Source organism: Pedobacter sp. W3I1, assembly GCF_030816015.1.
Taxonomy (GTDB): Bacteria; Bacteroidota; Bacteroidia; order Sphingobacteriales; family Sphingobacteriaceae; genus Pedobacter.
Map to the genome: position 1 here is coordinate 3,139,239 of NZ_JAUSXN010000001.1, position 20,209 is coordinate 3,159,447.

The following is a 20,209-nucleotide window of genomic DNA, read 5'->3' on the forward strand; positions in this document are numbered from 1 at the left end:
GGTTTAATCTTTAAAACAAAGTTAATGGGGGCGACACCTCATGAAAACCTGCTTTTAGCTTTCCAATCCTAAAATCATTTACAATGTTGTGCGCCATACGTGTTGGTTCTGGGATCCGGTAATTTCCAACGCATTTTTTAATGACATCAAGGCTTTTTTCTTGCGTAATTAAATGCCCAGCTGAAACGTAAACAGATTCGCAATTGATTTTTGTTCTCAGTGCAAAGCCAAGCATTTCGCCTGCATTATTTTTAATTTCTGCAGTGTTATATTTAACATTTGCCGGCTGATGATTTTTACCATATAAAAGGCTTTTAGCACAACCAATTGTAGCTTGGTTAGCAAGAATTCCAAAATGCGAAGCAACGCCCATGCGCCGTGGATGCAAAATTCCATTTCCATCCAACACGACAACATCTGGTTTATCTGCAATCAATGCCCAAACTTTTAATAATGCCGGAATTTCTTTAAAACCTAAAAATCCTGCTTTATACGGAAAACTCGTTTCGTAAGTTTCTAAGGCGAATGATTTTAAAACCATTTCAGGATAACTTAAGATTACCATTCCTGCATACATCGTTGTGCTGTTTTTATTAAAAGAAATATCTGCACCAGTAATGGTTTTAATTTCACCAAGCGGTTGGAATTTTAACTGTTTGGCTAATTCAATCTGATAAGCGGCTGCATCTTCGAAGCTATAGTGGTCGTACATGGTTATTAGTACAAATTCTTAAGCATTATTGTTTTATTATACTGCTTCATACAATCTATTACATTGTGTGTTGTGTTATATTTAATTAATTGTTATAATTGAAATTATGATTGCTCTACATTCATTTTACATACTCACTCATAATGGTGAAACCATACTTTCAGATACAATCCAACGACAACGTACTGAAAATCAAAACTCTTCAATCCTTTTTTATCTAGATGCCAATCTATGTTTAGACATAGTTAGTTATTTTGAAAACAAGCAGGGACAAACACAATCAAAAACAAATGTAGAAATATTGATACTGTTTTGCCAGCAATATAATATTGAAGTTTCTTCAAAGTTTGGCTCAATGGAGTTGTGCAAAGAAAGCTTGAATAAACTAAATATCGCTAAATATCAAGATTTTGTAAATAAGATTACATACACATTCGATACTCCATTTATTGAGACTTCCAAGTTAAATGAACAAATTTTTAATTATTATGTAGAAGTAAACGATACTGATAGTCGGGCGTTGGAATGTTTATTTCCCTTGCAGCTTATGAGCTATGTCACGGTGCTGAAAATTTATTCTTTATGTAAAAAGAATAATCCTAGTAAGGAAAATGTCATCAAAAATCTAAGGTTATTCTTGCATTGGTCCAATAAACACCTTAATGCCTCTATGGCTTCAGAGATTCAATTAGCAATCAGAATATTTGGCGGAGATTCTAGATTTAAAAAAATGATTGCTCTAGATAAAAAAGGAGAACATCCAGATGATATTTTTAGAGTACTTTGGGGTACTGCCTGGGATTTATTCCATATGCGTATGGTACATTTTAGTGCAATTAACACATGTATAGATCAAGTTATGTATTTTATTACTCAAGATGCAAATTTATATACATTATTTAAAACCTGTCAACTTCAAGGTGCCATACCGAGTTCTGGTCAGCCAATAACCTCATTTGTAAGTTACGATGTTGAGATTCAATATAAAGATGTAAATATGGTAAAAGACATTAATGATATTTTAACAACATTCACATTAGAACGAGGTTATCTAAATTCCATTGAGCAACTTGATATCAAACTACTTGAGAACTTGAGGGCTACACTTGAATATGATATAAAAAATATGGCGTTCTAAACTAAATGTGAAGACAAAACAAACACCCTAAAAGACATATAATTGTTCCTGCATTATGTCTTATAATTAATATTATGTTAAGTTAAATTTTCTTATACTATCCTATTGATACAAATCGCCAACTCAATTACAGTTCCTGAAGTTTTCGGCTAAGCTCCTGAACTTTGTCGTTAGCTTTCTTTCTGGTGTAGATTTCGATCAGTAACTGAACAGTTTTCTTATCGTTCGGATTAATTTCATTTGCACGTTGCAAAGCAAACTGGGCATGGTTAATTAATCCATTATACTTAGCAGTTTTATCTGCTTCATTTTTACCCAGGGTTTCGTTGGCTGTATTAATATAAGCTAAACTCAATTGATACAAGGCATCGAAATAATTTTGATCTGTATCTAAAGCTTTGTTATAAGCCAAAATAGCCGTAGCATTATTTCCACCAAGCTGCTGCAGATAACCGTAAAGAAAATATAGCAGCTTACTTCCTTTTTCTACTTTTAAATTATTTTCGATTAATCCCTGTGCTTTGCTGTAATTCTCGGTATCGAGTAAAAGATTGATATAATCGTTGGTTAAAAAACGGTTGAATGGATTAAGCACAAGTCCGTCTTCCAAGGTTTTAATTGCGGTTTCATTTTCTGATTTAACCACATACATTTGTGCCATTTTCTGAAAAACAGATGGATTTTTAATTCCGTTTTCTTTCGCACGTTTAAAATAAGTTAAAGCCTCATCATAAGCCTGGATATTTAATGCACAAATAGCTGTATTTAAAGCTAAAGTAGTGTCTGCAGGGAAATTGTCTCCTACTTCTTTTAAATCTGTAAATGCTTCTTTAAAATCGTTATTAAAAAAAGCTTCATTGCCTTTTTCTTGTTTTTTGATTAAGATGTTGTGGTTTGAAGCTTTAATTAAGCCTGAATTGTCATCATATCGATCAAGTGATTTTGCTTTGGTAACAGCTTCAATTGCATTATCATAAAATTTGTTGGCATTATTCGGATCAGTATCGATTAATGCAGCAAATGAAGTCAGGTAAGATTTTATTGACCAGGTTTCGGCCCAGTTTTTTGTTTTATTATCTTTTTCTGCAGACTCAATTGACTTTAAACCTTCGTTTATAATAGCAAGTTGCTTTTTCTCATCTTCTTTATTGGCTATAGATGCCTGCAGTTTACCCACGGCATTTCTGGCAATAAGGATTTGAGATTTTTGGGCCACAGCATTAAAAGAGACAAAAATTAAGACGATTAATGATATTTTAAAGCAATTCTGCATAAGATAAATAATGTGGTAAAACCGTAATAAACCATAAAAATAAACATAAAAAAAAGAGCCCCGAAATTTCAGCGCTCTTTTTTTAAATCGATATCAGAATTATTGTTTAGGCAGTGCCTCTAAACGTTTTTTAACATCTTCGTAATTTTTAGTGTCATTTCTGAAGCCATAAATTGTTTTCAATGTTTCTAAAGCACCCTGATTTTTTGCATCAACTTCTAACGCTTTTTTGTAAAAAGGAAGAGATTTATCTAATAAAGCATTCATTTTACCTGTTACTTCGTTAAATTCTTTTACTTTTTTTGCGTCAATCTTATTTCTGTCGGCCTGTAATTTTAAAGCCTGGCTAAAATAAATATTACCCAATAAAACCTGATAGTTCGCATTGTTAGGCTCTTTTGTTGCCAAGGCCATTAACATCTGCTCAGATTTTGCTGCATCACCCCTATCAATATAAATCTGAGTCTCAGTTTTGATCCATTCTGTATTTTCAGGGAATTTAGCAGTCGCTTCTTTAATAAGGGCCAAAGCAGCTGTTGTATCCTTTTGTTTACTTAAAGTAGTTGTGATAATCTCATTATACAAATCTTTAGACTGTGGAGAATTTAAAGAGATTACTTTTTTGAATTGGGTAATCATATTCGGATAATCTTCATTAAGTCTGGCCGCAATACCTGCATTTAGATACATGGCGGTATCATTTGGATTGATTACTGTTGCTGCCACAAATTTGGAGTAGGCAGTTTTGTAATCTTTCTTATTGTAAGCAATTACGCCACCATTTCTAACTGCGTTGCTAATATTGGTTTCAGCTAAACTAATATTATCTTTTTCACTTCCTTTTGTATCTAACTTTTTCGCTTCAACAACTGCATCTTGAGCAATTTTCAAATTTGCATCGGCATTTGCAGTGCTTACTGAATCTAAAATTGCTGCAGAAGAAGCAAATAAAGCACGATAAGACCACGCTTCAGGCATCACTTTAGATTTTTCATCAGCAATAGCTTTATCTGTATGAGCTAATCCTTTTGCTAACGACTCCAGTTTTTTAGCCAATGGAGTCGATGCGCTTGAAGAAGTTAACTGGAATAAACCCCAGTCGTTTTTTGCCGCGGTTACTTCACTTTTCTGAGCAAATGCAGAGCTTACCGCACCTGCTAGAACTATACTTAGAAATACTCTTTTCATAATTTTTATTCTAATCTAATTTTTAGTTAATTTTCTTCTTCCGTTTCGTTATCAGAATCAGCCTCTTCTTCAGTATCATCAGCTTCAGGAGTAGGATCTGCTTCTACTTCTTCACCGTCTGTAACTACAACATCTGTTAAATCTACTGTTTCTTCTTCATCCTCTTCGTGATCAATTTTAGTAACCGATGCAATTTCGTCATCACCTTTTAATGAGATTAAACGAACCCCTTGTGTGGCACGGCCCATTACCCTCAATGCTGATACCGGAATTCTGATTACAATACCTGAACGGTTAATGATCATCAAATCTTCGCTATCTGTAACGTCTTTTATAGAAACTAATTGTCCCGTTTTTTCAGTAACATTAATTGTTTTTACCCCTTTACCACCACGGTTAGTTACACGGTAGTCTTCAATATCGGTACGTTTACCGTATCCCTTTTCTGATACTACTAACACCGTAACTTCAGGATTGTTTACAGCAATCATGCCAACAACTTCATCCTGATCGTGTGCCAGCCTAACACCACGTACGCCGGTAGCAGTTCTACCCATAGGGCGAACCGTACTTTCGTTGAAACGGATTGCTCTACCAGAACGCAATGCCATCACTATTTCGCTTTGTCCGTTAGTTAAACAAGCTTCCAATAATACATCACCATCATTAATATTGATAGCATTAATACCATTTACACGTGGACGTGAATACGCTTCAAGAGAAGTTTTCTTAATGGTACCTTTTTTAGTACACATAATGATGAAATTGTTCTCTAAATATTCCTGATCTTTTAGGTTCTTAACCTTAATGTAAGCTTTAATTTTTTCCTCTTTCGGAATATTGATGATATTCTGGATCGCTCTTCCTTTACTGGTTCGTGAACCTTCCGGGATTTCATAAACCCTCAACCAGAAACATCTTCCGGCTTCAGTAAAGAACAGCATATAGTTGTGGTTTGTGGCCACGAGCATGTGCTCAATAAAATCTTCATTTCTTGAAGTACTGCCTTTAGATCCTTTTCCCCCTCTACCCTGTGCTCTGAATTCCGTTGCTGGAGTACGTTTTACGTAACCTTCGTGAGAGATGGTGATAACCACTTCTTCATCATCGATGAAATCTTCCATACTCATATCTTCGGCTGAGTGAACGATAGTTGTTCTACGCTCATCACCAAATTTCTGACGGATTTCTGCTAACTCATCTTTAATAATCTGCATACGCAAACCCTCATCTGCTAAGATAGATTTTAAATGCTCGATGGTTTTCATTAACTCTGCATACTCTTCTTTAATCTTATCACGCTCTAGTCCTGTTAAACGACGAAGCGTCATGTCCAAAATCGCACGTGCCTGAATATCGCTCAGTCCGAATTTTTCCATCAAGCCTAAACGGGCATCTTCAGGGGTTTCGGAAGCACGGATCAGTTTAATTACTTCATCTAAATGATCTAAAGCAATTAAATAACCTTCTAAAATATGTGCACGTTTTTCGGCTTCTGACAATTCGTAACGGGTACGGCGAACAACCACATCATGGCGGTGATCCACAAAATGCACAATTAAATCTTTAAGATTTAACATTTGTGGACGGCCTTTTACCAATGCAATATTATTTACACTGAACGAAGTTTGTAATGCAGTATACTTATATAGGTTGTTTAAAACGATAGATGCATTTGCATCACGTTTAATTTCGTAAACGATACGGATACCATCTTTGTTCGATTCATCTTTAATGTTCGAAATACCTTCCAGTTTTTTCTCGCCAACCAATTCAGCAGTACGCTCAATCATTTGTGCTTTGTTAACCTGGTAAGGAATTTCAGTAACAATGATCACTTCACGGTCTTTAATGCTCTCGATTTCGGCTTTTGCACGCATTACAATACGGCCACGGCCGGTTTCGAAAGCTTCTTTTACACCAGTATAGCCATAAATAATACCACCTGTAGGGAAATCCGGAGCTTTTACAAACTTCATTAATTCCTCAATAGTAATATCTCTGTTATCGATATAACCTACTACACCATCAATTACCTCGGTTAAATTGTGAGGTGCCATGTTGGTGGCCATACCTACTGCAATACCAGAAGATCCGTTAACCAATAAGTTAGGGATTTTTGCAGGTAAAACGGTCGGTTCTTGCAAGGTATCATCAAAGTTTAACTGAAAATCTACAGTATCTTTATTGATATCGGCAAGCATTTCTTCAGCAATTTTCGAAAAACGTGCTTCAGTATAACGCATTGCAGCCGGAGAGTCACCATCAATGTGACCAAAGTTTCCTTGTCCATCAACCATTGGGTAACGTAAGCTCCAATCCTGAGCCATACGAACCATGGTAAAATATACAGATGCATCACCATGTGGGTGATACTTACCTAATACCTCCCCTACAATACGGGCAGATTTTTTATGTGGTTTATTACTGGTTACACCAAGATCGAGCATACCATATAAAACACGGCGGTGTACCGGTTTCAATCCATCGCGTACATCAGGCAAAGCCCTTGATACGATTACCGACATTGAGTAATCAATGTAGGCCGATTTCATCTGCTCCTCTATATTAATTTGAATGATTTTGTCGTTCTGCTGATTTTCTAAATCTTCTGCCATAAATTATTATTCTCGCTACTTAAAACGATATTAAAAAAAGGGTGTTACTATAACCTTGCGAATTTAACAAAATTTAGCCGAATTAAGGCATTGTGGAAAAGTTTTGACCTTTGTGATAGGTTTTTTACTCCCAACGGAATTTTAATTTATTGAAGGTTAGTTTAAAGCGTTTTTAGTTTAAGCTTCGCAAGTTTTGTAAACTGGCGTTTTTTATTATCCTTCAATTTAGATGTTTTTTGGAAAGATAGGTTCGGTTTTCATAGCACACCTAGCTCCCGCTTTCCGTTTTATCCTGATGAAGGATCAGGATGTTCACTGCAATCGGGTTTATTAACCACAAATAGTAGCACAATGGCGGCCACACTTAAACCCGACGCTAGCGGATTGCATTTACCTATTAGTGCAACAACTGCTTTCCAAAACCAAATAGATAACGATTTTTAATGGATGTTTTTTTAATCCTAATAGGCTTGTATAACTAAAATTTATAATATTAAGTAATTCTGATACTTTTACGTTTCAATTTTACATCTAATGGCAAACAAGAAGAAATCTGCAATGAGTTTTATTATGGTTACCCTCCTGATCGATTTTACAGGTTTTGGGTTAATCATTCCGGTTTTACCAAAACTTATACAGGATTTTACCGGTGGTGGCTTCGGTTTGGCAGCAGAATATGGTGGCTGGCTCACGCTTGCCTATGCATCGGTACAATTTATATTTTCGCCTATTATTGGTGCAATGAGCGATCGGTATGGTCGCAGGCCAGTATTGCTAAGCTCTTTATTCGGTCTTGGTATTGATTATATCTTTTTAGCCTTTGCCCCTTCTATTGTTTGGTTATTTGTAGGAAGGATTATTGCGGGTATTACAGGAGCCAGTTTTACAACCGCTCAAGCTTACATTGCAGACGTTTCGCCTCCAGAAAAAAGAGCACAGAATTTTGGTTTGGTTGGAGCTGCCTTTGGTGTTGGGTTTATTTTAGGACCAGTTTTAGGTGGAGTTTTTAGCCATTTTGGCACCCGGGTTCCTTTTATGATTGCAGCAGGTTTATCATTAGTCAACTGGCTATATGGTTATTTTATATTACCAGAATCTTTGCCTGTTGAAAAACGCAGAGCGTTTGACTGGAAGAGGGCAAATCCAATCGGTTCGTTGTTAAGCATTGGCAAATACCCTGCATTATTGGGCCTGATGGCTACCTTATTCTTATTATACTTTGCCAGTCACGCTGTTCAATCCAACTGGACATTTTATACCATGGAGAAATTTAAATGGGATGCGGCATGGGTGGGTTATTCATTAGGCTTTGTGGGGCTGGTAGTGGGTATCGTTCAAGGTGGCTTAATAAGGGTAATCCTACCTAAAATTGGAGAAAAGAAAGCTGTTTACTTCGGCCTCATTTTATACATCATCGGCTTTATCGCCTTTGCTTTTGCGTCAAAAGGCTGGATGATGTTTGCTTTTATGCTACCTTATGGTTTAGCCGGAATCTGCGGACCAGCCATGCAGGGTTTGATTTCGAACCAGGTACCATCGAACGCACAAGGCGAAATGCAGGGTGTTTTAACAGGTTTACAAAGTTTAGCGGCCATATTTGCCCCTTGGGTAATGACGCATATCTTTGCATATTTTATTGAAGGTAAGGCTCCGGTTTATTTTCCAGGCGCACCATTTATACTGAGTGCGTTGCTAACTTTAATTGGTTTGTTTATCTGTTTGAGGAGTTTGAAGAAATATCATTAGTAAGCTTTAAACGCGGTCATCATCTACTAAAGCACACGGAAGCACACGGAACAAAAATACGTACCCTGCTTGGATGAAGGAGAGTGCATCAAAAAGTCAATTTCAACTCAGATGCTGTCATGTTGAGCCTGTCGAAACACCTAAAGAGTATTTTAAGCAGGTCCTTCGACAGGCTCAGGATGACAAACTATATTTATGATACAACCTCGGCGGAACGCAAAAAAGGAGATGTTCTTTCAATAGAAAGCCTAAAGCAATTCATTTGCTAAATTTGCCAACTCGCTCCTTTCGCCTTTATGCAAGGTAATGTGTGCGTAAAGCGGGTGGTTTTTCGCGTTTTCGATCAGATATGACAAGCCATTACTTTCCGAATCGAGATAAGGAGTATCGATTTGATAAATATCCCCGGTAAAAACGATTTTGGTATGCTCGCCTGCCCTCGATATTATTGTTTTCACCTCATGTGGCGTTAAATTCTGCGCTTCATCAATAATAAAGAAAATTTTGGTGAGGGTTCTTCCGCGGATAAAAGCCAATGGAGCAATCGCTATCTTTTCGGTTACAATCAGTTCATCAATTTTTTCCGACATTTTATCATCACCGATAAACTGCTCTTTAATAAACCGTAGATTATCCCAAATGGGTGCCATAAAAGGATCAGTTTTCGATTTTGCATCACCTGGTAGGAAACCGATATCTTTATTGCTCAGCGAAACGATTGGCCGGGTAACATAAATCTGCCTGAAATTTTTACGCTGTTCTAAAGCGCTCGCCAAAGCCAGGAGTGTTTTACCTGTCCCGGCGTTTCCTTGTATACTTACCAGCTTAATTTCTGGATCTAAAAGTGCATGAATGGCAAATGCCTGTTCAATATTTTTGGGTTTGATTTTAAATATCGGGTCGGTAGAAACCGCAGTAATCGTTTTTAAACTGTTGTTATAAAATACGTTTGCAGTTTTTCTCTTATTCTTTAAAATATAAAAGTGGTTGGCGTTTTTTGGTGGTAATTCGATCTCGCTGGCATCGATAAAAGGCTGTTTTTTTACCTCCTCAATTAGCTCAATTGGAAAATCTATAAGTTCTGTTTTTCCGGCGTAAAGTTCATCAACATTTTTAATCTTTCCTGTTTCATAATCTTCTGCATTTAAATCTAAAGCTTTCGCTTTTAACCTCAGGCAAATGTCTTTCGATACCAGTACTACTTTTTTATCAGGATATTCATCTTTTAAACTTAAGGCCGCATTTAAAATCTTATGATCGGTTTTTCCTTTCCCATAAACTTCTTCCGCATTTATGGTTAAGGGCTTTTCATTTAAAACTACCTTAAATTTTCCTGAGTCAGAACTTTTTAGTGAAATCCAATCGCTGATTAGTTTTTGTTTTGAAGTTTCATCAATGAGGCGGATAAAACTTCTGGCTTCAAAATTCCGGGTATCGTTACCACTTTTAAAATTATCGAGTTCTTCTAAAACCTGAATGGGAATGGCTACATCGTGCTCATGGAAGTTATTAATCGCATCATGATCGTATAAAATAACCGAGGTATCTAAAACGAATATCTTTTTTGATTGATTGGAGACTGATTTACCTTTTTTGGCCATTTGGTAAATTTAATATTTTAGGGGTGATATGCGGAAGAATTCGCTATTCTTTTTTGATCAAAAGATCAAAATTTTAGACAAAATAAAAACGGGGTCCTTCTTCTTTCGATTCAGTTCCCCGTTTTAACTCTAAAAACAACCGTAGTCGCATTTTAAAGCACCTAATTCTTGTTACTTTGATTTTTCCGTTATCGTTAGGTTTTGCAACTTTTGCGATTCGTGAAAATTTATTTCCAACTCTTCTGTCCGTAAACTTCTTAGTTTTCAATAATCTCTGTTTGGGCCTGTGCGATTTTCTTATTATCCAATCTTTCGATGGTTATATATATTCTTACTCGGTTTAACCCTTTCTGAAATTAATCGTTTTCCCTGTAAACGCTCCGAAACAATTCCCCTTTCGGTTCTTTATCTCTTTTGGATCGTTTTATCAGAATTCAAAGTACTTCGTATTTGATATGATCTAATTTAGTACGAAAACACGCTTTTGTCAAGAGAAAAATGAACGTTTTTATTCACAAAGTTATCCACCTAAAAATGCTGTTTATCAACATGTTAAATTTTTAAAATCGTTATTGGTATTCAGCATTCCGTGTTTACCTCATCGTTATTAACATTTCAAAAAGCGCACTTACAAACAACTCATAATGTTTTGTCAATCAAAACATTATCTATTTTCTGCTTGAAAGTTTAAAAAAAGCAAAAAACTTAATTTTAATCGCAACAAAAAACTTCGCTATTATGTTATTTTTGTATCATGCAGATCAGGCAACCTATTAGAAATATACAAGACTTTTTATTGAGTACGTATTTTGCCGACGGTCTCCGCATTACCATTGGCGTGCTGCTCCCCTCTTTAATTCTTGCACAGTTTGGCATGTTAAAGTACGGCATGACTTTATCTTTAGGAGCCTTATGTGTTAGTGTAGTAGATAGTCCGGGACCAATGGTGCACCGAAGAAATGCGATGCTAATTACTACTGCACTCATTTTCACCTTTTCTATCATTACGGGCTTAACCAACAAAAACCATTATTTTATTGGCTTTTTGCTGGCTGTATCGAGCTTTGTATTTTCGATGTTTTACATTTATGGCCTCAGGGCTGCATCTGTAGGTACTGCCGTGCTGCTCATTATGGTATTAAGCATTGATGATGTACGCCCATGGCAGGATGTATTATTACATGCAGTTATGGTGCTGGCCGGAAGCCTTTGGTATACTGGTTTAAGCTATTTTGTGTACCGCCTCCGCCCCTTCCGTTTGGTACAGCAATCGTTAAGTGATTCTATTTTAGAAGTGGCAGAGTTTCTGCGTGAGAAAGCTAAATTCTATCATCAAAATAACAATTACGATAAAACCTATTCAGATCTTTTACAACTTCAGGTTTCGGTGCACGAAAAGCAAGATGCGGTAAGGGAATTATTGTTTAGAACCCGCGAAATTGTAAGGGATTCTACTCCCGAAGGAAGATTTTTGCTATTGGTGTTTGTCGATATGGTTGATCTTTTCGAGCAGGTCATGTCGACCTATTATAACTATCAGCAGCTTCATGATCAGTTTGATAAAGCAGGTATATTACCAGATTATGAAATGGCCATTAAACGGATCTCTTATGCCCTTGACGATATTGCATTTGCCTTAAAAAGCGGAGGAACACCGGTTGTTTCCAAACGTTTACTGATTGAGATCGAAAGACTAAAGATTAAGATCAATAATCTGGAAAAGAACAATCAAAACCAGGAGTACAATACCATAGGCATTATTGCCCTGAAAAATATTGAGGTGAATATCGAAAATATACTGGCTAGGGTTAAAACCATTTTCAGCTATTTTAAAATTAGAAACAGCAAAGATATCAGACAAGCTGAGGTAGATACAGAGAAATTTATTACCAGGCAAAAATTCGATTTTAAACTGTTTACAGAGAATTTAACTTACACTTCTTCTACTTTCAGGCATTCGTTACGCGTTACAGTGGTGATGCTTTTGGGTTTTATCGTTGCTCAAATTCTCAATTTCTCGCATAGTTACTGGATTCTCCTCACCATTCTGGTCATTTCGAAACCAGGATTTAGTTTAACGAAGGAACGCAATTACCAACGTTTAATCGGCACCACCGTTGGGGCTTTTGTTGGTATGGGCGTAATTACTTACATTCATGATCGAAACACCTTATTCGTAATTCTGTTGATCTGCATGATAGGCTGTTATAGTTTCCAAAGGAAAAATTACGTAGTGAGTGTGCTCTTTATGACCCCATATATCTTAATCCTATTCGATTTTCTGGGCATGGGATCGATAGCGCTGGCACGCGAAAGGATTTATGATACTTTTATAGGCTCTGGCATTGCATTATTGGCCAGTTATTCTTTATTTCCAACCTGGGAGCATGAAAAACTTAAACAGGCTATGCTTGATATTTTAAAGGCAAACAAGGCTTATTATGAACAGGTAATGAGATTGTATTTTGAGAAAAACTACAATAGAACGGAATATAAACTGGCACGAAAAGAAGTGTATGTAAGTACGGCGAATTTGGCTTCCCTATTTCAAAGAATGTTTTCTGAGCCAAAAAGCAAACAGTTGTTTATTAAGGAAGTGCATCAGTTTACAGCGCTTAACCACTTACTATCTTCTTATGTTGCAACGCTTTCGTTATACAATAAGGAACATCAATTTATCTTCGAAAGTTTCGATTCCTTAAAACCTATTGCCAATAACACCAATTATTTACTGGGTACTTCTATTAATAACTTGGAACAAGGAACAAATACAATTGATAATGTGCCATTAATCAGGTTAAACGATCCAGGTTTGGCTATAAAGAAAGGTGAAGACTTGATTCCGGAACAATTCGACCTCATCCAGAAAGTAGCTTATGATATTTACAAACTATCGGTAAAAATAAAGCTTTAGCTATCGGAAAGATAGCTCACCAACCATAAAGCAAAGAGCTACGAAGCAATTTAAATTAAAATTTAGGACAGGGCACTTTAAAGCCTTTAAAATTGTTATGCCTATAGATAAAGGACAGTTCGTATGTGCGTGGCGTAGCACTCATTAATTTACTTCCATAAACTGTATAATTAATACCAGCACTTATATTGCCCATAGCTACGCCAACATAAGGATAAAATGAAGCTTCGTTAAATTTGTACCACATGCCAAAATTCAGTTTCATTTTAGTTTCATCGCCCGGCTTTAAACCTAAAACAGTACCAAAAATAATATCCTTGTTGTTTTTCTGGGCATTATAAACCCCTGTAAAATTTAAATCTACATTATTGTTTACCAGATAAAGCAAGCCTAAATTGATGGTTTTACGGGCTGCAACAACATCACTGCTGTTGCTTAGCATGGCCTCCTGAGGTTTTGTTAAATGATATTGTGCATAACCTAGTGCAACACTCCAATAATCGAAATTAGCAGCAAAATTGGCCCCAATATTTAAATCGAAATAGGATGTTTTATCATTCTTTAAATCAAGGTAGTTTGGCATCGAACTATCAAAACCACCCCCTCCATTATATTGAGAAGCAAAGGTAAGCTTATTGTAATCTAAATATTTCGAAACATAAGAAAGCTGTGGTGCTAAACCAAACTTAAAACGATGCGCTTCATCCATGTATTGGTAGTATGAAACACTGGCACTGATGTATTGCGATTTTAAGGCTTTATTTAAAGATTCGTCAAACAAACCGCTTAAGCCCAAACTGAAATAACTATTAATGAAATTTTCGTCTTCTACAAGTTTCACATCGCCAGACACGCTGTAAGTATTGTAAGGATCGCCCAGGTTACCCCATTGCTGCCTCGTATTGGCTGCAATTCTATAATCGCCGTCAAAAAAGCCAGTAAATGCCGGATTTAAACTTAAAGGGGCAGCGAAGTATTGCGAAAACTTCGGGTCTTGTGCCCAACAACATATTGTAGCAAGGCTCAAACATAAAATGAGTAGCGATCTGTACATTATAATATGAGTATAGTTTTTCCTTTCGACTGAATTTTACCGCCGAAGATATCAACGCCTTCTGCAAACCAAGAAAACGTTTCAAGAGGTTGCATTTTACTTTTAAACTGTCCATCCCAACCCCCATTGGCCAAATCGGCACTCTGATAAACCAGAATTCCCCATTTGTTATATACCTTAAAACTGATCAACTTTTGGATGCCCACCAAAAAGGGATACAAGCGGTTATTGGTTTCTTTCTGTGGTGTAAACGCCGTTGGAACGATGATTTTGGGCTGTGGCAAAATTTCAAGATCTATTGGTGCAGAAGCTGTACAGCCCTTTTCGTTTTGTATCGAAATATAATAAACCCCTGCCCTGTTCACTTTTGTAGGATCAGGCAATGGTCTTTTTAAATCGGTATCTTCAAAATAACCAGCCTTTACAAACGGGCTGCTCCCTTTGGTTATTTCCTGTGCGGTTAAATCGATCAAACCATTATCAAAAACCGCCTTTGGTTTATGGAGTACGATAGTTGGTGCGGTATTAAAACTTACTTGTATTTTGCCCGATGTAAAGCAGCCGCCATCATTCGAAGCTTTAACATAGTAGGTTCCTGCTTTTGCAATGGCTTTAGGGAAAGTAATCTGATTGGTTAATGCCTCATCGTAGAAAAACGAATAACTTAAATGGTCGCCTGATCCACTATAAAGGGCTGGATTGGAAATGTCGACCTTGTCTGGATAACATGCTGTATCAGGATTTTTGATATGGAGCACTGGCATATCGCTGATGGTTACCTCAATTTTATCGCTAACTGTACATCCATCAGCATTAGTTGCTTTTACATAATAAGTGCCTGAATGATCGATATGTGATGGATCGGTAATCAAGTTACTTAATTCTGGATCCCTATAAAAACTGTACTTAAAACTTGCACAACTACCTGAAAAGAGATTGGCTGAAGTAATATCTACTTTTGCTGGAACGCATACCGGTTTTGGATTGGTCACGTTTAAAACAGGCTTATTTTTTATGCTTACCTCGATAGAAATAATTTTACTGCACCCCATTTGGTTAGAAAGTTTGATAAAAAATCTTCCTGTTTTATTGATGTGCTGTGGATCTGAAATGACTTGAGTGGTTGCCTCATCTGCAAAATAAGATCTGGTAATCCCTTCTAAATTGCCAAGGTATAATGCTGCATTTGTAATGTCGACACTCTCCGAATAACAAACCGCATCAGGATTCTTGCTACTGATGTTTGCCATGTTAAATATCGAAATCTCAATCGGAACTACACTTCCACAACCTTTGTTATTGGTTCCTTTAATATAAAAAGTTTTGTCAGCTATTATTTTAACCGGACCATTTATCGGCTTGGTTAAATCCTTATCCTCATAAGCCAGGTAAGTAAAACCTTCTGATTTATTAAGAATATATTTCGGATCTAAAAGGTCAATTTCAGCGTCTTGACAAACTACATCTTTCTTTAAGACCTTAAGCTCATAATCTATTCCATGGATTACAGTATTTACTGTGCTGGGGCAGCCGAAACCTGTATAAGGGACTATATCGAGCAGGATACGCGATCCATCGGCAGGTTTGGGTTTAATATTAATTGATTGCCCAGAGCCATATTTTATTGATCGGTCAGCACTGTACCAATTGTAGGTTTGATAACCACTCGGGCCAGATAAGCTAACTGCATCGGCACTGGCACAATAAGTATTGCCGGTAACTAAATCTCCATATACATTATTGATATCTACATAGGCATAGCCAAAATGCTGCCCTCTCGAACAATCGGTACTGATAAATTCGATTAGCAATTGTTTGCCCTGATAGCCTGATAAATTAATGGTTACAGGCGACCAGTCTTTATAAATAACACTTTCGTACTCCGCTGATTTTTTGAAGCCAGGCAATGATGAAGTGGCTACATATTCAAACGATGCGCATGGAATGTATTCGTTCTTCTCTACATCTTTAATTCTGGCAATAAACCGGGGCTGTTCAAAGGGCTGGTGATCTGGATCTTCTAAAACAATAGCATATTGGTAGGTTAATGTAAATTCTGGTTGATCTGCCGGAACAGTCATCAGGTACGATATTCCATCAATCTGTGCGCCAGTAACATTGTTTCCCAGTTTAACCGAATAGTTTCCGCCAGAAGGTGGGATCAACCGAAAACCACCATAGGGATCTAGCAGATTTTTGTTGTTGATGATCGTATGTCGACCTGAAATTGGTTTGGACACTTCATTCATTGTAACTACATTCTGATTATTTTCGATTGCAATAGAACCTGCATAGATCTTCCAGTTTTGAAAATTTCCATTTTCAAATCCGATATTCTCCGGAGAGAATTGCGCACATAATTTAGATGGCATAACAAGGCTTGCTATGAGCATCATCAAAAACAATCTATTTAACAACGGGATGATTTTAAACAGTTATGATATAAAAATATCGTTTTAGTATGTTCGACGCTTCTGTGTCAAACTAAAGTCATGCTTTTTTACACGAAACCGGATACTTATAAATGAGTATAACAAACGATAACTTTTACCATATTATAGAACAAAATTCATAATCAATTGATTTTAAGTTTATTAAAATTATCCTACCCTATCCTACCATGATTAATAAACTAATTTTGTTTAGATTTTTAGTTGCTAATGAGCTGAGGAAACACCTGTTTTTTACATGAAGTGATTACAAATTATTCATACAATTGTCATTTATGCGCTTTAGAGTATGTTTAAGCAGTCTTTGGAGTATATAAAAACAAAGACAACTATAATTTGTTAAACTAAATCAATTAAGATTATTATTATGGAAAAGCTATATACAGCTGAAGTTACAGCTACTGGAGGAAGAGACGGACACATTAAATCGAGCGATGGAATTTTAGATTTCGATTTAAGAAAACCAAAAGAACTAGGCGGGCAAGGAGGTGCTACAAATCCGGAAGAACTATTTGCAGCAGCATGGGGCCCTTGTTATTTAGGGGCTTTAGGCTTAGTTGCCGAACGCGAAGGTGTTGATATTAGTGAAGCTAATGTGAAAGTATTGGTTTCGTTTAATAAAGATGGTAATGCATTTGTGCTCTCTGCAGACCTTGATGTACACATTCCTGGTATTTCGCATGAGGAAGCACAGGCTTTGGCTGATAAAGCACACAGAGCCTGTCCATATTCTAAAGCAACCAGAGGAAATATCGAAGTAAGAGTTACTGCTGTTTAATGTGAAGTTAGATGGTGTGAAGTCAGATGTTACCATCTGGCTATTAAAATAGGCTTCAACTTAGTGTCAGATAGAAATATCTGACACCACTAAATTAACAAAAAAGTCCCGATTTCTGGTCGGGACTTTTTTGTTAGTTTATGTTTTTTGATTATACGGCTTCCTGTTCAATCCTTGTATTTGCTGGTCTGCCATTTTTAAAAGCATCGCGGGTTTTTAGTCCTAACAATTCAAACATGGCCATATCATCGACAAATGCAGGGTTTGGCGTAGTTAGTAATTTATCGCCTGCGAAAATAGAACTTGCACCGGCCATAAAGCAAAAAGCCTGTTCCAGCGTACTCATTTCATTTCTACCCGCTGATAAACGTACCACTGAGTTTGGCATTACGATACGTGCTGTAGCAATCATCCTTACCATATCCCAGATTGGAACACGTGGCTGATTTTCTAAAGGCGTACCTTTTACGGGTACCAAAGCATTAACGGGAACTGATTCAGGGTGCTTTTCCATGTTTGATAAAGTCTGCAACATCGAAACACGGTCTTCTACCGTTTCGCCTAAACCAATAATACCACCACTACATACCGTTAATTTGGCTTTACGTACATTTTTAATGGTATTTAATCGATCATCGTAAGTTCTGGTGGAGATAATGCGTTTGTAATCATCTTCAGAAGTATCGATGTTGTGGTTATAGGCATATAAACCAGCATCAGCTAAACGTTGTGCCTGGTTTTCGGTAAGCATGCCTAAAGTACAGCAAACTTCCATATCCATATATCATTTACGGCCTTAACCATTTCAATTACACGATCAAAATCGCGGTTATCGCGTACTTCCCGCCATGCAGCGCCCATACATAAACGTGATGCTCCACCCTCTTTTGCTTTAACGGCAGCACTAACCACCTGGCCAACCTGCATTAGCGGTTGTACTTCCAAATCGGTATGGTAACGGGCAGCTTGAGGACAATAACTGCAATCTTCGGCACAGCCACCGGTTTTAATCGAAATTAATGAACTTACCTGGACCTCATTATAATCTTTATTTTCTCTGTGAATGGTTGCGGCTTCGTAAACCAGATCTAAAAACGGTCTGTTATAAATTTCGTATATTTCTTCTTTTGTCCAATCGTGTCTTGTTTTTTGCATCGGGATCAGATTTTACAGATTTTAATTTATGTAGTCTTAGTTAAATTAACAGGTGCTCAATTAGTTTGCAAGCATTAAATCTTGGTATCCTAAATCAAGTAAATCCTGATTATAGTAAAAGTTTGCTGGCCAATCCTAAAATTAATAGGAAACCAAAAACATCGGTAAAAGTAGTAATAATTATAGATGATGCAATGGCAGGATCGATACCTACGCGTTTTAAAATAAGTGGAATACCCGCGCCAGTGATACCCGCAATAACCAAATTACCCGTCATAGCCAGGAAGATAACTAAACCGAGCATTGGGTTTCCATCAAAAAAGAAGGCAAAAATAAAGACAATTAATCCGTTAGCTGCACCATTAATTAAACCAACGGTAAACTCTTTCAAAACGGTCCGATAAGCTTGCTTGTCCGTTAAATCATATAGCGAAATACGCCTTACCGTTACCGCAAGCGCCTGGGTAGCAGCATTTCCACCCATCCCGGCAATAATAGTCATATAAGCTGCTAAAGAAGGAATTAGTTTAATCGTCGGGTCGAAATAACGCACAACTGATGATGCCAGGAAAGCAGTACCGAGGTTGATAATTAACCAGGGTAAACGCGATTTTACTGCTTCTACCCAGTTACCACTCAATTCCTCATCTTCCGATACCCCTGAAATTTTTAAGATATCTTCTGTGCTTTCCGCTTCCATTACATCAATCACATCATCGAAAGTTACTCTACCAAGCAATTTCTGGTGATCATCTATTACCGGAATACTGGTTAAGTTATACTGCGAAATCAGGTTGGCCACTTCTTCCTGATCGGTGTCAGGATGTACATAAACGGCATCGACCTTAACCAACTCCGTTATCTTGGCGTTGTGTTTTGCTTTAATGATGTCTTTTAACGAAACTATACCTTTAAAAATTTCCTCATCATCAACCACGTAAATGGTATAAAACTCTTCCATTTCTTCGCTCTGGCGAATAATCTCGTCAATTGCATCTTTTTTGGTGAGGTTAATGTTTACACAAATCAGTTCTGTATTCATCAAACCACCTGCGGTTTTTTCGTCGTAGGTTAAAAGGTTTCGGATTTCTGAAGCGTGGTCCTCAGTAAGATCTTCCAGGATCTCTTTTTGCTCGTGGTCCTCTAACTGAGAAATGATATCCGTCGCATCATCATAATCCAGTTCCTCAACAATTTCGGTACGTTTATCGGGATGGAGTTCAAAGAGCAAGTCTTCCGGGTGAGATTCTTCATCCATCTCAGAAATAATCTCGGAAGCTATTTCTGCAGGAAGCAGGTTGATAATGTGCCTTTGCTCGGATTTGTCTAAACGTTCGAACAGAATTGCAATTTCTGAGGCATGATATTCCTTTAAAACTATTTTTAAAGTTTCATCGCCAGCTAAAATTGCATTTTTAACCTTGAGTACGTCGCTTTTATCTATTTCGAATGACTGCATCTATAACCTAACCAAAAACGCCCTAAAGCTACAAATATTAAAAATTGATTTTAGAACCTATTCAAATTTATTCCAATCTCTTTATTTATCCTACTGAATAGTAATTATTCATTTAGAGTCAAA

12 protein-coding genes and 1 pseudogene are annotated in these 20,209 nt (G+C 36.9%); 4 read left to right on the top strand and 9 right to left on the bottom strand.

The window, feature by feature from the left end; genetic code table 11:
* Nucleotides 1-10: 10 nt before the first annotated feature.
* A complete protein-coding gene (locus tag QF042_RS13105) occupies nt 11-712 on the bottom strand; it encodes an endonuclease V (protein WP_307529037.1) in 702 nt (233 codons plus the stop codon).
* A 106-nt stretch (nt 713-818) separates the two neighbouring features.
* Between QF042_RS13105 and QF042_RS13110 the strand changes: the two genes are divergently transcribed.
* On the top strand, nt 819-1,850 hold the full coding sequence (locus QF042_RS13110; protein WP_307529039.1) for a hypothetical protein: 1,032 nt from the start codon (nt 819-821) through the stop codon (nt 1,848-1,850).
* A gap of 127 nt (nt 1,851-1,977) precedes the next feature.
* On the opposite strand, the gene QF042_RS13115 is transcribed toward QF042_RS13110, so the two are convergent.
* From QF042_RS13115 to gyrA, 3 genes are all read right to left on the bottom strand, one after another.
* Nucleotides 1,978-3,066, bottom strand: a complete 1,089-nt coding sequence (locus QF042_RS13115) for a lipopolysaccharide assembly protein LapB (RefSeq protein ID WP_307529040.1) — start codon at nt 3,064-3,066, stop codon at nt 1,978-1,980.
* A gap of 156 nt (nt 3,067-3,222) precedes the next feature.
* Nucleotides 3,223-4,311 (bottom strand): tetratricopeptide repeat protein, encoded by a 1,089-nt coding sequence (locus QF042_RS13120; RefSeq protein ID WP_307529042.1) that lies wholly within the window; start codon nt 4,309-4,311, stop codon nt 3,223-3,225.
* A 26-nt stretch (nt 4,312-4,337) separates the two neighbouring features.
* On the bottom strand, nt 4,338-6,929 hold the full coding sequence (gyrA, locus tag QF042_RS13125; RefSeq protein ID WP_307529044.1) for a DNA gyrase subunit A: 2,592 nt from the start codon (nt 6,927-6,929) through the stop codon (nt 4,338-4,340).
* A gap of 534 nt (nt 6,930-7,463) precedes the next feature.
* On the opposite strand from gyrA, the gene QF042_RS13130 reads away from it, so the two are divergent.
* Nucleotides 7,464-8,675, top strand: coding sequence for a TCR/Tet family MFS transporter (locus QF042_RS13130; RefSeq protein ID WP_307529046.1), 1,212 nt, complete (start codon nt 7,464-7,466; stop codon nt 8,673-8,675).
* A 248-nt stretch (nt 8,676-8,923) separates the two neighbouring features.
* On the opposite strand, the gene QF042_RS13135 is transcribed toward QF042_RS13130, so the two are convergent.
* The gene (locus QF042_RS13135) at nt 8,924-10,276 is read right to left on the bottom strand and encodes a PhoH family protein (RefSeq protein WP_307529048.1); all 1,353 of its coding nucleotides are present in this window, start codon (nt 10,274-10,276) and stop codon (nt 8,924-8,926) included.
* 754 nt (nt 10,277-11,030) lie between these two features.
* On the opposite strand from QF042_RS13135, the gene QF042_RS13140 reads away from it, so the two are divergent.
* Nucleotides 11,031-13,190 carry an FUSC family membrane protein gene (locus tag QF042_RS13140; protein ID WP_307529050.1) on the top strand — a complete coding sequence of 720 codons (2,160 nt, stop codon included), beginning with the start codon at nt 11,031-11,033 and terminating at the stop codon, nt 13,188-13,190.
* Nucleotides 13,191-13,245: 55 nt separating this feature from the next.
* On the opposite strand, the gene QF042_RS13145 is transcribed toward QF042_RS13140, so the two are convergent.
* Both QF042_RS13145 and QF042_RS13150 read right to left on the bottom strand, forming a co-directional pair.
* Entirely contained in the window at nt 13,246-14,244 is a 999-nt protein-coding gene (locus tag QF042_RS13145; protein WP_307529052.1) for a PorP/SprF family type IX secretion system membrane protein, read from the bottom strand.
* Entirely contained in the window at nt 14,244-16,616 is a 2,373-nt protein-coding gene (locus tag QF042_RS13150) for a gliding motility-associated C-terminal domain-containing protein (RefSeq protein ID WP_307529055.1), read from the bottom strand. The genes QF042_RS13145 and QF042_RS13150 overlap by 1 nt, the downstream gene beginning before the upstream one ends.
* 445 nt (nt 16,617-17,061) lie before the next feature.
* Between QF042_RS13150 and QF042_RS13155 the strand changes: the two genes are divergently transcribed.
* On the top strand, nt 17,062-17,472 hold the full coding sequence (locus QF042_RS13155; RefSeq protein ID WP_307529057.1) for an organic hydroperoxide resistance protein: 411 nt from the start codon (nt 17,062-17,064) through the stop codon (nt 17,470-17,472).
* Nucleotides 17,473-17,623: 151 nt separating this feature from the next.
* Here the strand turns inward: QF042_RS13155 and bioB are convergent.
* Nucleotides 17,624-18,627, bottom strand: a pseudogene (bioB, locus tag QF042_RS13160) (biotin synthase BioB).
* A 109-nt stretch (nt 18,628-18,736) separates the two neighbouring features.
* Nucleotides 18,737-20,086: a magnesium transporter gene (gene mgtE, locus QF042_RS13165; protein WP_307529059.1), complete on the bottom strand. Its 1,350-nt coding sequence runs from the start codon at nt 20,084-20,086 to the stop codon at nt 18,737-18,739.
* Nucleotides 20,087-20,209 lie beyond the last annotated feature (123 nt).

Coding starts and splice junctions, on each gene's coding strand:
- QF042_RS13105 (WP_307529037.1), bottom strand. CDS start 712: ATGTACGACCACTATAGCTTCGAAGATGCAGCCGCTTATCAGATTGAA.
- QF042_RS13110 (WP_307529039.1), top strand. CDS start 819: ATGATTGCTCTACATTCATTTTACATACTCACTCATAATGGTGAAACC.
- QF042_RS13120 (WP_307529042.1), bottom strand. CDS start 4,311: ATGAAAAGAGTATTTCTAAGTATAGTTCTAGCAGGTGCGGTAAGCTCT.
- gyrA (WP_307529044.1), bottom strand. CDS start 6,929: ATGGCAGAAGATTTAGAAAATCAGCAGAACGACAAAATCATTCAAATT.
- QF042_RS13130 (WP_307529046.1), top strand. CDS start 7,464: ATGGCAAACAAGAAGAAATCTGCAATGAGTTTTATTATGGTTACCCTC.
- QF042_RS13135 (WP_307529048.1), bottom strand. CDS start 10,276: ATGGCCAAAAAAGGTAAATCAGTCTCCAATCAATCAAAAAAGATATTC.
- QF042_RS13140 (WP_307529050.1), top strand. CDS start 11,031: ATGCAGATCAGGCAACCTATTAGAAATATACAAGACTTTTTATTGAGT.
- QF042_RS13145 (WP_307529052.1), bottom strand. CDS start 14,244: ATGTACAGATCGCTACTCATTTTATGTTTGAGCCTTGCTACAATATGT.
- QF042_RS13150 (WP_307529055.1), bottom strand. CDS start 16,616: ATGCCATCTAAATTATGTGCGCAATTCTCTCCGGAGAATATCGGATTT.
- QF042_RS13155 (WP_307529057.1), top strand. CDS start 17,062: ATGGAAAAGCTATATACAGCTGAAGTTACAGCTACTGGAGGAAGAGAC.
- mgtE (WP_307529059.1), bottom strand. CDS start 20,086: ATGCAGTCATTCGAAATAGATAAAAGCGACGTACTCAAGGTTAAAAAT.